This is a genomic window from Photobacterium ganghwense (assembly GCF_017329545.1).
Taxonomy (GTDB): Bacteria; Pseudomonadota; Gammaproteobacteria; order Enterobacterales; family Vibrionaceae; genus Photobacterium; species Photobacterium ganghwense.
In genome coordinates, this window is sequence record NZ_CP071325.1 from 3,155,472 (window position 1) to 3,170,110 (window position 14,639).

Sequence of the window (14,639 nt, forward strand, 5' to 3'; positions counted from 1 at the left end):
TGAATTAAATTGACTGTGCCAAAATAACCGAAGCTATTTTGAATTGGTCACTCAGTTCATCGATAAATCTTTTTGACTATCAGTTCACGAGTGCCCACACAGATTGCATGGTCAAATTGTTAAAGAACGTTGACTTTCAATGCGTTAGCGCGAAGCGCTTCAGCAAGTCAGGACGCGTATAATACGCCTCCCAGCGTTTAAGTCAAGGTAAAATTCTCTACTTTTTCAGTCAGTAAAAAACTTTAGCGTGACTCCGCTCACTGATTCACCAGTTGGAGCGAAAGAAAAGCCCGTTGTGACCCAACGGGCTTTCTGGAATAGGTGCCTGGCGATGTCCTACTCTCACATGGGGAGGCCCCACACTACCATCGGCGCTGCTGCGTTTCACGTCTGAGTTCGGCATGGGATCAGGTGGGTCCACAGCGCTATGGTCGCCAGGCAAATTCTTTGATTCACCGCCCGCAGGCCGCAAATCACAATCTTGGAAAAAACTGACTAAAGTTCAAGCACACCATTCAAGTGCTCGTGGAGTCCGTAAAACCCCTTGGGTGTTGTATGGTTAAGCCGCACGGGCAATTAGTACAGGTTAGCTCAACGCCTCACAGCGCTTACACACCCTGCCTATCAACGTTCTAGTCTCGAACAACCCTTCAGAGAGCTTAAAGCTCTGGGGATGACTCATCTTGAGGCTCGCTTCCCGCTTAGATGCTTTCAGCGGTTATCGATTCCGAACTTAGCTACCGGGCAATGCGTCTGGCGACACAACCCGAACACCAGAGGTTCGTCCACTCCGGTCCTCTCGTACTAGGAGCAGCCCCTCTCAATCATCCAACGCCCACGGCAGATAGGGACCGAACTGTCTCACGACGTTCTAAACCCAGCTCGCGTACCACTTTAAATGGCGAACAGCCATACCCTTGGGACCGACTTCAGCCCCAGGATGTGATGAGCCGACATCGAGGTGCCAAACACCGCCGTCGATATGAACTCTTGGGCGGTATCAGCCTGTTATCCCCGGAGTACCTTTTATCCGTTGAGCGATGGCCCTTCCATTCAGAACCACCGGATCACTATGACCTGCTTTCGCACCTGCTCGAACCGTCATTCTCGCAGTCAAGCGGGCTTATGCCATTGCACTAACCTCACGATGTCCGACCGTGATTAGCCCACCTTCGTGCTCCTCCGTTACGCTTTGGGAGGAGACCGCCCCAGTCAAACTACCCACCAGGCACTGTCCGCACCCCCGATGAGGGGGCGACGTTAGAACATCAACACTACAAGGGTGGTATTTCAAGGACGGCTCCACAGATACTGGCGTACCTGCTTCGAAGCCTCCCACCTATCCTACACATGTAGGGTCAATGTTCAGTGCCAAGCTGTAGTAAAGGTTCACGGGGTCTTTCCGTCTAGCCGCGGGTACGCAGCATCTTCACTGCGATTTCAATTTCACTGAGTCTCGGGTGGAGACAGCGTGGCCATCATTACGCCATTCGTGCAGGTCGGAACTTACCCGACAAGGAATTTCGCTACCTTAGGACCGTTATAGTTACGGCCGCCGTTTACCGGGGCTTCGATCAAGAGCTTCTCCCTAAGGATAACCCCATCAATTAACCTTCCGGCACCGGGCAGGCGTCACACCGTATACGTCATCTTTCGATTTTGCACAGTGCTGTGTTTTTAATAAACAGTTGCAGCCACCTGGTATCTGCGACTGCCAGCAGCTCCAAGAGCAAGTCTCTTCACCGCCGGCAGCGTACCTTCTCCCGAAGTTACGGTACCATTTTGCCTAGTTCCTTCACCCGAGTTCTCTCAAGCGCCTTGGTATTCTCTACCCGACCACCTGTGTCGGTTTGGGGTACGATTTCTTGCTATCTGAAGCTTAGAGGCTTTTCCCGGAAGCATGGCATCAATGACTTCAGCACCGTGGTGCCTCGACATCGGGTCTCAGCCTTAAGATGGTCCGGATTTGCCTAAACCATCAGCCTACACCCTTGAACCTGGACAACCGTCGCCAGGCCCACCTAGCCTTCTCCGTCCCCCCATCGCAATAGCAAGAAGTACGGGAATATTAACCCGTTTCCCATCGACTACGCCTTTCGGCCTCGCCTTAGGGGTCGACTCACCCTGCCCCGATTAACGTTGGACAGGAACCCTTGGTCTTCCGGCGAGGAGGTTTTTCACCCCCTTTATCGTTACTCATGTCAGCATTCGCACTTCTGATACCTCCAGCGCCCCTTACAGGACACCTTCAGCGGCTTACAGAACGCTCCCCTACCCAATACGCTAATGCGCATTGCCGCAGCTTCGGTGTATCGCTTAGCCCCGTTAAATCTTCCGCGCAGGCCGACTCGACCAGTGAGCTATTACGCTTTCTTTAAATGATGGCTGCTTCTAAGCCAACATCCTGGCTGTCTGAGCCTTCCCACATCGTTTCCCACTTAGCGATAACTTTGGGACCTTAGCTGGCGGTCTGGGTTGTTTCCCTCTCCACGACGGACGTTAGCACCCGCCGTGTGTCTCCCGGATAGTACTTACTGGTATTCGGAGTTTGCAAAGGGTTGGTAAGTCGGGATGACCCCCTAGCCTTAACAGTGCTCTACCCCCAGTAGTATTCGTCCGAGGCGCTACCTAAATAGCTTTCGGGGAGAACCAGCTATCTCCGAGTTTGATTGGCCTTTCACCCCTAGCCACAAGTCATCCGCTAATTTTTCAACATTAGTCGGTTCGGTCCTCCAGTGCGTGTTACCGCACCTTCAACCTGCCCATGGCTAGATCACTCGGTTTCGGGTCTAATCCCAGCAACTGCACGCCCAGTTAAGACTCGGTTTCCCTACGGCTCCCCTATACGGTTAACCTTGCTACTGAAATTAAGTCGCTGACCCATTATACAAAAGGTACGCAGTCACAGGACAAAGCCTGCTCCTACTGCTTGTACGTACACGGTTTCAGGTTCTATTTCACTCCCCTCACAGGGGTTCTTTTCGCCTTTCCCTCACGGTACTGGTTCACTATCGGTCAGTCAGGAGTATTTAGCCTTGGAGGATGGTCCCCCCATCTTCAGACAAGATAACACGTGTCCCGTCCTACTCGTTTTCACTGATAAGGTGTTGTCGGCTACGGGGCTGTCACCCTGTATCGCTGAGCTTTCCAGCTCATTCACCTGACACCAAACCAACTTAAGGGCTAATCCGGTTTCGCTCGCCGCTACTGCCGGAATCTCGGTTGATTTCTCTTCCTCGGGGTACTTAGATGTTTCAGTTCCCCCGGTTCGCCTCATCAAGCTATGTATTCACTTGATGATAACTGCTTATGCAGCTGGGTTTCCCCATTCGGAAATCGCAGACTCAAGTGGCTCTTACTGCCTCATCTACGCTTATCGCAAGTTAGTACGTCCTTCATCGCCTCTGACTGCCCAGGCATCCACCGTGTACGCTTAGTCACTTAACCATACAACCCCAAGAGGTTTCGTATGTTCAAACAACCAAGGTTTTTCCATCTGAGTTAAGATGGTTAGTTTGTTTTGCCGGACTCTTCTTACACAAGACACTTGAATGTGTATTGCTTGAGAACTCGTTTCTCTTTCGAGAAACAATAATTTCGATTCGTCTGAATCGAATTACTAGTCAGCTTTCCAGATTGTTAAAGAGCATGTGTCGTTATCTCCAACGAGATAACACCACTGTTTAAAGATTCTCAGGGAAAACCCTTAAAGAGTGGTGGAGCTAAGCAGGATCGAACTGCTGACCTCCTGCGTGCAAGGCAGGCGCTCTCCCAGCTGAGCTATAGCCCCAACGTTTCCGATGCCTCACCAGCTTCCTTTGGGCAGGAAGTGGTGGGTCTGAGTGGACTTGAACCACCGACCTCACCCTTATCAGGGGTGCGCTCTAACCACCTGAGCTACAGACCCAGCATCGTTTCGCTCTTCACATTTTAACCAAGCAATCTGTGTGGACACTACGCAAAGCGCAGTCTTTAGGTAAGGAGGTGATCCAGCCCCAGGTTCCCCTAGGGCTACCTTGTTACGACTTCACCCCAGTCATGAACCACACCGTGGTAAACGCCCTCCCGAAGGTTAAGCTATCTACTTCTGGTGCAGCCCACTCCCATGGTGTGACGGGCGGTGTGTACAAGGCCCGGGAACGTATTCACCGTGGCATTCTGATCCACGATTACTAGCGATTCCGACTTCATGGAGTCGAGTTGCAGACTCCAATCCGGACTACGACATACTTTGTGGGATTCGCTCCACCTCGCGGTCTTGCTGCCCTCTGTATATGCCATTGTAGCACGTGTGTAGCCCTACTCGTAAGGGCCATGATGACTTGACGTCGTCCCCACCTTCCTCCGGTTTATCACCGGCAGTCTCCCTGGAGTTCCCACCCGAAGTGCTGGCAAACAAGGATAAGGGTTGCGCTCGTTGCGGGACTTAACCCAACATTTCACAACACGAGCTGACGACAGCCATGCAGCACCTGTCTCACGGTTCCCGAAGGCACTCCCGCATCTCTGCAGGATTCCGTGGATGTCAAGAGTAGGTAAGGTTCTTCGCGTTGCATCGAATTAAACCACATGCTCCACCGCTTGTGCGGGCCCCCGTCAATTCATTTGAGTTTTAATCTTGCGACCGTACTCCCCAGGCGGTCTACTTAACGCGTTAGCTCCGAAAGCCAGTGTTCAAGACACCAACCTCCAAGTAGACATCGTTTACGGCGTGGACTACCAGGGTATCTAATCCTGTTTGCTCCCCACGCTTTCGCATCTGAGCGTCAGTCTTTGTCCAGGGGGCCGCCTTCGCCACCGGTATTCCTTCAGATCTCTACGCATTTCACCGCTACACCTGAAATTCTACCCCCCTCTACAAGACTCTAGCCTGCCAGTTCCAAATGCGATTCCGAGGTTGAGCCCCGGGCTTTCACATCTGGCTTAACAAGCCGCCTGCATGCGCTTTACGCCCAGTAATTCCGATTAACGCTCGCACCCTCCGTATTACCGCGGCTGCTGGCACGGAGTTAGCCGGTGCTTCTTCTGCAGCTAACGTCAAACAATACCGCTATTAACGATACCGCCTTCCTCACTGCTGAAAGTGCTTTACAACCCGAAGGCCTTCTTCACACACGCGGCATGGCTGCATCAGGGTTTCCCCCATTGTGCAATATTCCCCACTGCTGCCTCCCGTAGGAGTCTGGACCGTGTCTCAGTTCCAGTGTGGCTGATCATCCTCTCAGACCAGCTAGGGATCGTCGCCTAGGTGAGCCGTTACCCCACCTACTAGCTAATCCCACCTGGGCCAATCTTAGCGCGAGAGGCCCGAAGGTCCCCCTCTTTGCTCCGTAGAGATTATGCGGTATTAGCCATCGTTTCCAATGGTTATCCCCCACACTAAGGCATGTTCCCAGGCATTACTCACCCGTCCGCCGCTCGCCGCCCAACAAATCCCCCGAAGGGTCAATGTTGTCGCTGCCGCTCGACTTGCATGTGTTAGGCCTGCCGCCAGCGTTCAATCTGAGCCATGATCAAACTCTTCAATTAAAGTTTTGGCTCGATGAATACTGAATTAAATTGACTGTGCCAAAATAACCGAAGCTATTTTGAATTGGTCACTCAGTTCATCGATAAATCTTTTTGACTATCAGTTCACGAGTGCCCACACAGATTGCATGGTCAAATTGTTAAAGAACGTTGACTTTCAATGCGTTAGCGCGAAGCGCTTCAGCAAGTCAGGACGCGTATAATACGCCTCCCAGCGTTTAAGTCAAGGTAAAATTCTCTACTTTTTCAGTCAGTAAAAAACTTTAGCGTGACTCCGCTCACTGATTCACCAGTTGGAGCGAAAGAAAAGCCCGTTGTGACCCAACGGGCTTTCTGGAATAGGTGCCTGGCGATGTCCTACTCTCACATGGGGAGGCCCCACACTACCATCGGCGCTGCTGCGTTTCACGTCTGAGTTCGGCATGGGATCAGGTGGGTCCACAGCGCTATGGTCGCCAGGCAAATTCTTTGATTCACCGCCCGCAGGCCGCAAATCACAATCTTGGAAAAAACTGACTAAAGTTCAAGCACACCATTCAAGTGCTCGTGGAGTCCGTAAAACCCCTTGGGTGTTGTATGGTTAAGCCGCACGGGCAATTAGTACAGGTTAGCTCAACGCCTCACAGCGCTTACACACCCTGCCTATCAACGTTCTAGTCTCGAACAACCCTTCAGAGAGCTTAAAGCTCTGGGGATGACTCATCTTGAGGCTCGCTTCCCGCTTAGATGCTTTCAGCGGTTATCGATTCCGAACTTAGCTACCGGGCAATGCGTCTGGCGACACAACCCGAACACCAGAGGTTCGTCCACTCCGGTCCTCTCGTACTAGGAGCAGCCCCTCTCAATCATCCAACGCCCACGGCAGATAGGGACCGAACTGTCTCACGACGTTCTAAACCCAGCTCGCGTACCACTTTAAATGGCGAACAGCCATACCCTTGGGACCGACTTCAGCCCCAGGATGTGATGAGCCGACATCGAGGTGCCAAACACCGCCGTCGATATGAACTCTTGGGCGGTATCAGCCTGTTATCCCCGGAGTACCTTTTATCCGTTGAGCGATGGCCCTTCCATTCAGAACCACCGGATCACTATGACCTGCTTTCGCACCTGCTCGAACCGTCATTCTCGCAGTCAAGCGGGCTTATGCCATTGCACTAACCTCACGATGTCCGACCGTGATTAGCCCACCTTCGTGCTCCTCCGTTACGCTTTGGGAGGAGACCGCCCCAGTCAAACTACCCACCAGGCACTGTCCGCACCCCCGATGAGGGGGCGACGTTAGAACATCAACACTACAAGGGTGGTATTTCAAGGACGGCTCCACAGATACTGGCGTACCTGCTTCGAAGCCTCCCACCTATCCTACACATGTAGGGTCAATGTTCAGTGCCAAGCTGTAGTAAAGGTTCACGGGGTCTTTCCGTCTAGCCGCGGGTACGCAGCATCTTCACTGCGATTTCAATTTCACTGAGTCTCGGGTGGAGACAGCGTGGCCATCATTACGCCATTCGTGCAGGTCGGAACTTACCCGACAAGGAATTTCGCTACCTTAGGACCGTTATAGTTACGGCCGCCGTTTACCGGGGCTTCGATCAAGAGCTTCTCCCTAAGGATAACCCCATCAATTAACCTTCCGGCACCGGGCAGGCGTCACACCGTATACGTCATCTTTCGATTTTGCACAGTGCTGTGTTTTTAATAAACAGTTGCAGCCACCTGGTATCTGCGACTGCCAGCAGCTCCAAGAGCAAGTCTCTTCACCGCCGGCAGCGTACCTTCTCCCGAAGTTACGGTACCATTTTGCCTAGTTCCTTCACCCGAGTTCTCTCAAGCGCCTTGGTATTCTCTACCCGACCACCTGTGTCGGTTTGGGGTACGATTTCTTGCTATCTGAAGCTTAGAGGCTTTTCCCGGAAGCATGGCATCAATGACTTCAGCACCGTGGTGCCTCGACATCGGGTCTCAGCCTTAAGATGGTCCGGATTTGCCTAAACCATCAGCCTACACCCTTGAACCTGGACAACCGTCGCCAGGCCCACCTAGCCTTCTCCGTCCCCCCATCGCAATAGCAAGAAGTACGGGAATATTAACCCGTTTCCCATCGACTACGCCTTTCGGCCTCGCCTTAGGGGTCGACTCACCCTGCCCCGATTAACGTTGGACAGGAACCCTTGGTCTTCCGGCGAGGAGGTTTTTCACCCCCTTTATCGTTACTCATGTCAGCATTCGCACTTCTGATACCTCCAGCGCCCCTTACAGGACACCTTCAGCGGCTTACAGAACGCTCCCCTACCCAATACGCTAATGCGCATTGCCGCAGCTTCGGTGTATCGCTTAGCCCCGTTAAATCTTCCGCGCAGGCCGACTCGACCAGTGAGCTATTACGCTTTCTTTAAATGATGGCTGCTTCTAAGCCAACATCCTGGCTGTCTGAGCCTTCCCACATCGTTTCCCACTTAGCGATAACTTTGGGACCTTAGCTGGCGGTCTGGGTTGTTTCCCTCTCCACGACGGACGTTAGCACCCGCCGTGTGTCTCCCGGATAGTACTTACTGGTATTCGGAGTTTGCAAAGGGTTGGTAAGTCGGGATGACCCCCTAGCCTTAACAGTGCTCTACCCCCAGTAGTATTCGTCCGAGGCGCTACCTAAATAGCTTTCGGGGAGAACCAGCTATCTCCGAGTTTGATTGGCCTTTCACCCCTAGCCACAAGTCATCCGCTAATTTTTCAACATTAGTCGGTTCGGTCCTCCAGTGCGTGTTACCGCACCTTCAACCTGCCCATGGCTAGATCACTCGGTTTCGGGTCTAATCCCAGCAACTGCACGCCCAGTTAAGACTCGGTTTCCCTACGGCTCCCCTATACGGTTAACCTTGCTACTGAAATTAAGTCGCTGACCCATTATACAAAAGGTACGCAGTCACAGGACAAAGCCTGCTCCTACTGCTTGTACGTACACGGTTTCAGGTTCTATTTCACTCCCCTCACAGGGGTTCTTTTCGCCTTTCCCTCACGGTACTGGTTCACTATCGGTCAGTCAGGAGTATTTAGCCTTGGAGGATGGTCCCCCCATCTTCAGACAAGATAACACGTGTCCCGTCCTACTCGTTTTCACTGATAAGGTGTTGTCGGCTACGGGGCTGTCACCCTGTATCGCTGAGCTTTCCAGCTCATTCACCTGACACCAAACCAACTTAAGGGCTAATCCGGTTTCGCTCGCCGCTACTGCCGGAATCTCGGTTGATTTCTCTTCCTCGGGGTACTTAGATGTTTCAGTTCCCCCGGTTCGCCTCACCAAGCTATGTATTCACTTGATGATAACTGCTTATGCAGCTGGGTTTCCCCATTCGGAAATCGCAGACTCAAGTGGCTCTTACTGCCTCATCTACGCTTATCGCAAGTTAGTACGTCCTTCATCGCCTCTGACTGCCCAGGCATCCACCGTGTACGCTTAGTCACTTAACCATACAACCCCAAGAGGTTTCGTATGTTCAAACAACCAAGGTTTTTCCATCTGAGTTAAGATGGTTAGTTTGTTTTTGCCGGACTCTTCTTACACAAGACACTTGAATGTGTATTGCTTGAGAACTCGTTCCACTTTCGGTGAAACAATAATTTCGATTCGTATGAATCGAATTACTAGTCAGCATTTCCAGATTGTTAAAGAGCATTAAAGCAAACAGCTTTAATCAATAGCGAGCGCCATTCATTAAGGCTTTCTGCTGTTGTTTTTAACTTATTAACCAAGCAATCTGTGTGGACACTACGCAAAGCGCAGTCTTTTGGTAAGGAGGTGATCCAGCCCCAGGTTCCCCTAGGGCTACCTTGTTACGACTTCACCCCAGTCATGAACCACACCGTGGTAAACGCCCTCCCGAAGGTTAAGCTATCTACTTCTGGTGCAGCCCACTCCCATGGTGTGACGGGCGGTGTGTACAAGGCCCGGGAACGTATTCACCGTGGCATTCTGATCCACGATTACTAGCGATTCCGACTTCATGGAGTCGAGTTGCAGACTCCAATCCGGACTACGACATACTTTGTGGGATTCGCTCCACCTCGCGGTCTTGCTGCCCTCTGTATATGCCATTGTAGCACGTGTGTAGCCCTACTCGTAAGGGCCATGATGACTTGACGTCGTCCCCACCTTCCTCCGGTTTATCACCGGCAGTCTCCCTGGAGTTCCCACCCGAAGTGCTGGCAAACAAGGATAAGGGTTGCGCTCGTTGCGGGACTTAACCCAACATTTCACAACACGAGCTGACGACAGCCATGCAGCACCTGTCTCACGGTTCCCGAAGGCACTCCCGCATCTCTGCAGGATTCCGTGGATGTCAAGAGTAGGTAAGGTTCTTCGCGTTGCATCGAATTAAACCACATGCTCCACCGCTTGTGCGGGCCCCCGTCAATTCATTTGAGTTTTAATCTTGCGACCGTACTCCCCAGGCGGTCTACTTAACGCGTTAGCTCCGAAAGCCAGTGTTCAAGACACCAACCTCCAAGTAGACATCGTTTACGGCGTGGACTACCAGGGTATCTAATCCTGTTTGCTCCCCACGCTTTCGCATCTGAGCGTCAGTCTTTGTCCAGGGGGCCGCCTTCGCCACCGGTATTCCTTCAGATCTCTACGCATTTCACCGCTACACCTGAAATTCTACCCCCCTCTACAAGACTCTAGCCTGCCAGTTCCAAATGCGATTCCGAGGTTGAGCCCCGGGCTTTCACATCTGGCTTAACAAGCCGCCTGCATGCGCTTTACGCCCAGTAATTCCGATTAACGCTCGCACCCTCCGTATTACCGCGGCTGCTGGCACGGAGTTAGCCGGTGCTTCTTCTGCAGCTAACGTCAAACAATACCGCTATTAACGATACCGCCTTCCTCACTGCTGAAAGTGCTTTACAACCCGAAGGCCTTCTTCACACACGCGGCATGGCTGCATCAGGGTTTCCCCCATTGTGCAATATTCCCCACTGCTGCCTCCCGTAGGAGTCTGGACCGTGTCTCAGTTCCAGTGTGGCTGATCATCCTCTCAGACCAGCTAGGGATCGTCGCCTAGGTGAGCCGTTACCCCACCTACTAACTAATCCCACCTGGGCCAATCTTAGCGCGAGAGGCCCGAAGGTCCCCCTCTTTGCTCCGTAGAGATTATGCGGTATTAGCCATCGTTTCCAATGGTTATCCCCCACACTAAGGCATGTTCCCAGGCATTACTCACCCGTCCGCCGCTCGCCGCCCAACAAATCCCCCGAAGGGTCAATGTTGTCGCTGCCGCTCGACTTGCATGTGTTAGGCCTGCCGCCAGCGTTCAATCTGAGCCATGATCAAACTCTTCAATTAAAGTTTTGGCTCGATGAATACTGAATTAAATTGACTGTGCCAAAATAACCGAAGCTATTTTGAATTGGTCACTCAGTTCATCGATAAATCTTTTTGACTATCAGTTCACGAGTGCCCACACAGATTGCATGGTCAAATTGTTAAAGAACGTTGACTTTCAATGCGTTAGCGCGAAGCGCTTCAGCAAGTCAGGACGCGTATAATACGCCTCCCAGCGTTTAAGTCAAGGTAAAATTCTCTACTTTTTCAGTCAGTAAAAAACTTTAGCGTGACTCCGCTCACTGATTCACCAGTTGGAGCGAAAGAAAAGCCCGTTGTGACCCAACGGGCTTTCTGGAATAGGTGCCTGGCGATGTCCTACTCTCACATGGGGAGGCCCCACACTACCATCGGCGCTGCTGCGTTTCACGTCTGAGTTCGGCATGGGATCAGGTGGGTCCACAGCGCTATGGTCGCCAGGCAAATTCTTTGATTCACCGCCCGCAGGCCGCAAATCACAATCTTGGAAAAAACTGACTAAAGTTCAAGCACACCATTCAAGTGCTCGTGGAGTCCGTAAAACCCCTTGGGTGTTGTATGGTTAAGCCGCACGGGCAATTAGTACAGGTTAGCTCAACGCCTCACAGCGCTTACACACCCTGCCTATCAACGTTCTAGTCTCGAACAACCCTTCAGAGAGCTTAAAGCTCTGGGGATGACTCATCTTGAGGCTCGCTTCCCGCTTAGATGCTTTCAGCGGTTATCGATTCCGAACTTAGCTACCGGGCAATGCGTCTGGCGACACAACCCGAACACCAGAGGTTCGTCCACTCCGGTCCTCTCGTACTAGGAGCAGCCCCTCTCAATCATCCAACGCCCACGGCAGATAGGGACCGAACTGTCTCACGACGTTCTAAACCCAGCTCGCGTACCACTTTAAATGGCGAACAGCCATACCCTTGGGACCGACTTCAGCCCCAGGATGTGATGAGCCGACATCGAGGTGCCAAACACCGCCGTCGATATGAACTCTTGGGCGGTATCAGCCTGTTATCCCCGGAGTACCTTTTATCCGTTGAGCGATGGCCCTTCCATTCAGAACCACCGGATCACTATGACCTGCTTTCGCACCTGCTCGAACCGTCATTCTCGCAGTCAAGCGGGCTTATGCCATTGCACTAACCTCACGATGTCCGACCGTGATTAGCCCACCTTCGTGCTCCTCCGTTACGCTTTGGGAGGAGACCGCCCCAGTCAAACTACCCACCAGGCACTGTCCGCACCCCCGATGAGGGGGCGACGTTAGAACATCAACACTACAAGGGTGGTATTTCAAGGACGGCTCCACAGATACTGGCGTACCTGCTTCGAAGCCTCCCACCTATCCTACACATGTAGGGTCAATGTTCAGTGCCAAGCTGTAGTAAAGGTTCACGGGGTCTTTCCGTCTAGCCGCGGGTACGCAGCATCTTCACTGCGATTTCAATTTCACTGAGTCTCGGGTGGAGACAGCGTGGCCATCATTACGCCATTCGTGCAGGTCGGAACTTACCCGACAAGGAATTTCGCTACCTTAGGACCGTTATAGTTACGGCCGCCGTTTACCGGGGCTTCGATCAAGAGCTTCTCCCTAAGGATAACCCCATCAATTAACCTTCCGGCACCGGGCAGGCGTCACACCGTATACGTCATCTTTCGATTTTGCACAGTGCTGTGTTTTTAATAAACAGTTGCAGCCACCTGGTATCTGCGACTGCCAGCAGCTCCAAGAGCAAGTCTCTTCACCGCCAGCAGCGTACCTTCTCCCGAAGTTACGGTACCATTTTGCCTAGTTCCTTCACCCGAGTTCTCTCAAGCGCCTTGGTATTCTCTACCCGACCACCTGTGTCGGTTTGGGGTACGATTTCTTGCTATCTGAAGCTTAGAGGCTTTTCCCGGAAGCATGGCATCAATGACTTCAGCACCGTGGTGCCTCGACATCGGGTCTCAGCCTTAAGATGGTCCGGATTTGCCTAAACCATCAGCCTACACCCTTGAACCTGGACAACCGTCGCCAGGCCCACCTAGCCTTCTCCGTCCCCCCATCGCAATAGCAAGAAGTACGGGAATATTAACCCGTTTCCCATCGACTACGCCTTTCGGCCTCGCCTTAGGGGTCGACTCACCCTGCCCCGATTAACGTTGGACAGGAACCCTTGGTCTTCCGGCGAGGAGGTTTTTCACCCCCTTTATCGTTACTCATGTCAGCATTCGCACTTCTGATACCTCCAGCGCCCCTTACAGGACACCTTCAGCGGCTTACAGAACGCTCCCCTACCCAATACGCTAATGCGCATTGCCGCAGCTTCGGTGTATCGCTTAGCCCCGTTAAATCTTCCGCGCAGGCCGACTCGACCAGTGAGCTATTACGCTTTCTTTAAATGATGGCTGCTTCTAAGCCAACATCCTGGCTGTCTGAGCCTTCCCACATCGTTTCCCACTTAGCGATAACTTTGGGACCTTAGCTGGCGGTCTGGGTTGTTTCCCTCTCCACGACGGACGTTAGCACCCGCCGTGTGTCTCCCGGATAGTACTTACTGGTATTCGGAGTTTGCAAAGGGTTGGTAAGTCGGGATGACCCCCTAGCCTTAACAGTGCTCTACCCCCAGTAGTATTCGTCCGAGGCGCTACCTAAATAGCTTTCGGGGAGAACCAGCTATCTCCGAGTTTGATTGGCCTTTCACCCCTAGCCACAAGTCATCCGCTAATTTTTCAACATTAGTCGGTTCGGTCCTCCAGTGCGTGTTACCGCACCTTCAACCTGCCCATGGCTAGATCACTCGGTTTCGGGTCTAATCCCAGCAACTGCACGCCCAGTTAAGACTCGGTTTCCCTACGGCTCCCCTATACGGTTAACCTTGCTACTGAAATTAAGTCGCTGACCCATTATACAAAAGGTACGCAGTCACAGGACGAAAGCCTGCTCCTACTGCTTGTACGTACACGGTTTCAGGTTCTATTTCACTCCCCTCACAGGGGTTCTTTTCGCCTTTCCCTCACGGTACTGGTTCACTATCGGTCAGTCAGGAGTATTTAGCCTTGGAGGATGGTCCCCCCATCTTCAGACAAGATAACACGTGTCCCGTCCTACTCGTTTTCACTGATAAGGTGTTGTCGGCTACGGGGCTGTCACCCTGTATCGCTGAGCTTTCCAGCTCATTCACCTGACACCAAACCAACTTAAGGGCTAATCCGGTTTCGCTCGCCGCTACTGCCGGAATCTCGGTTGATTTCTCTTCCTCGGGGTACTTAGATGTTTCAGTTCCCCCGGTTCGCCTCACCAAGCTATGTATTCACTTGATGATAACTGCTTATGCAGCTGGGTTTCCCCATTCGGAAATCGCAGACTCAAGTGGCTCTTACTGCCTCATCTACGCTTATCGCAAGTTAGTACGTCCTTCATCGCCTCTGACTGCCCAGGCATCCACCGTGTACGCTTAGTCACTTAACCATACAACCCCAAGAGGTTTCGTATGTTCAAACAACCAAGGTTTTCCATCTGAGTTAAGATGGTTAGTTTGTTTTTGCCGGACTCTTCTTACACAAGACACTTGAATGTGTATTGCTTGAGAACTCGTTCCACCTTTCGGTGAAACAATAATTTCGATTCGTATGAATCGAATTACTAGTCAGCATTCCAGATTGTTAAAGAGCATTAAAGCAAACAGCTTTAATCAATAGCGAGCGCCATTCATTAAGGCTTTCTGCTGTTGTTTTTAACTTATTAACCAAGCAATCTGTGTGGACACTA

The 14,639-nt window shown here is 52.1% G+C and carries 2 tRNA genes and 8 rRNA genes; all 10 read right to left on the reverse strand.

From position 1 onward, the window contains the following. Positions 1–323 precede the first annotated feature (323 nt). The 10 genes from rrf (FH974_RS14225) to FH974_RS14270 all read right to left on the reverse strand — a co-directional run bounded on the left by rrf (FH974_RS14225) (position 324) and on the right by FH974_RS14270 (position 14,339). Positions 324–439: ribosomal RNA gene (gene rrf / locus FH974_RS14225) — 5S ribosomal RNA — on the reverse strand. Between the two features lie 116 nt (positions 440–555). Further along, positions 556–3,447, reverse strand: a 23S ribosomal RNA gene (locus FH974_RS14230). A 267-nt stretch (positions 3,448–3,714) separates the two neighbouring features. Next, positions 3,715–3,790, reverse strand: a tRNA-Ala gene (locus FH974_RS14235). 40 nt (positions 3,791–3,830) lie between these two features. Further along, positions 3,831–3,907: transfer RNA gene (locus FH974_RS14240), tRNA-Ile, on the reverse strand. Positions 3,908–3,977: 70 nt separating this feature from the next. Further along, a 16S ribosomal RNA gene (locus FH974_RS14245) occupies positions 3,978–5,529 on the reverse strand. A 344-nt stretch (positions 5,530–5,873) separates the two neighbouring features. Further along, positions 5,874–5,989: ribosomal RNA gene (gene rrf / locus FH974_RS14250) — 5S ribosomal RNA — on the reverse strand. Positions 5,990–6,105: 116 nt separating this feature from the next. Next, positions 6,106–8,997, reverse strand: a 23S ribosomal RNA gene (locus FH974_RS14255). 321 nt (positions 8,998–9,318) lie between these two features. Beyond that, positions 9,319–10,870: ribosomal RNA gene (locus tag FH974_RS14260) — 16S ribosomal RNA — on the reverse strand. Positions 10,871–11,214: 344 nt separating this feature from the next. Beyond that, positions 11,215–11,330 (reverse strand): 5S ribosomal RNA (gene rrf / locus FH974_RS14265). A 116-nt stretch (positions 11,331–11,446) separates the two neighbouring features. Beyond that, positions 11,447–14,339: ribosomal RNA gene (locus FH974_RS14270) — 23S ribosomal RNA — on the reverse strand. The 16S, 23S and 5S rRNA genes sit together here with 2 tRNA genes alongside, the layout of an rRNA operon. Between the last annotated feature and the right edge of the window lie 300 nt (positions 14,340–14,639).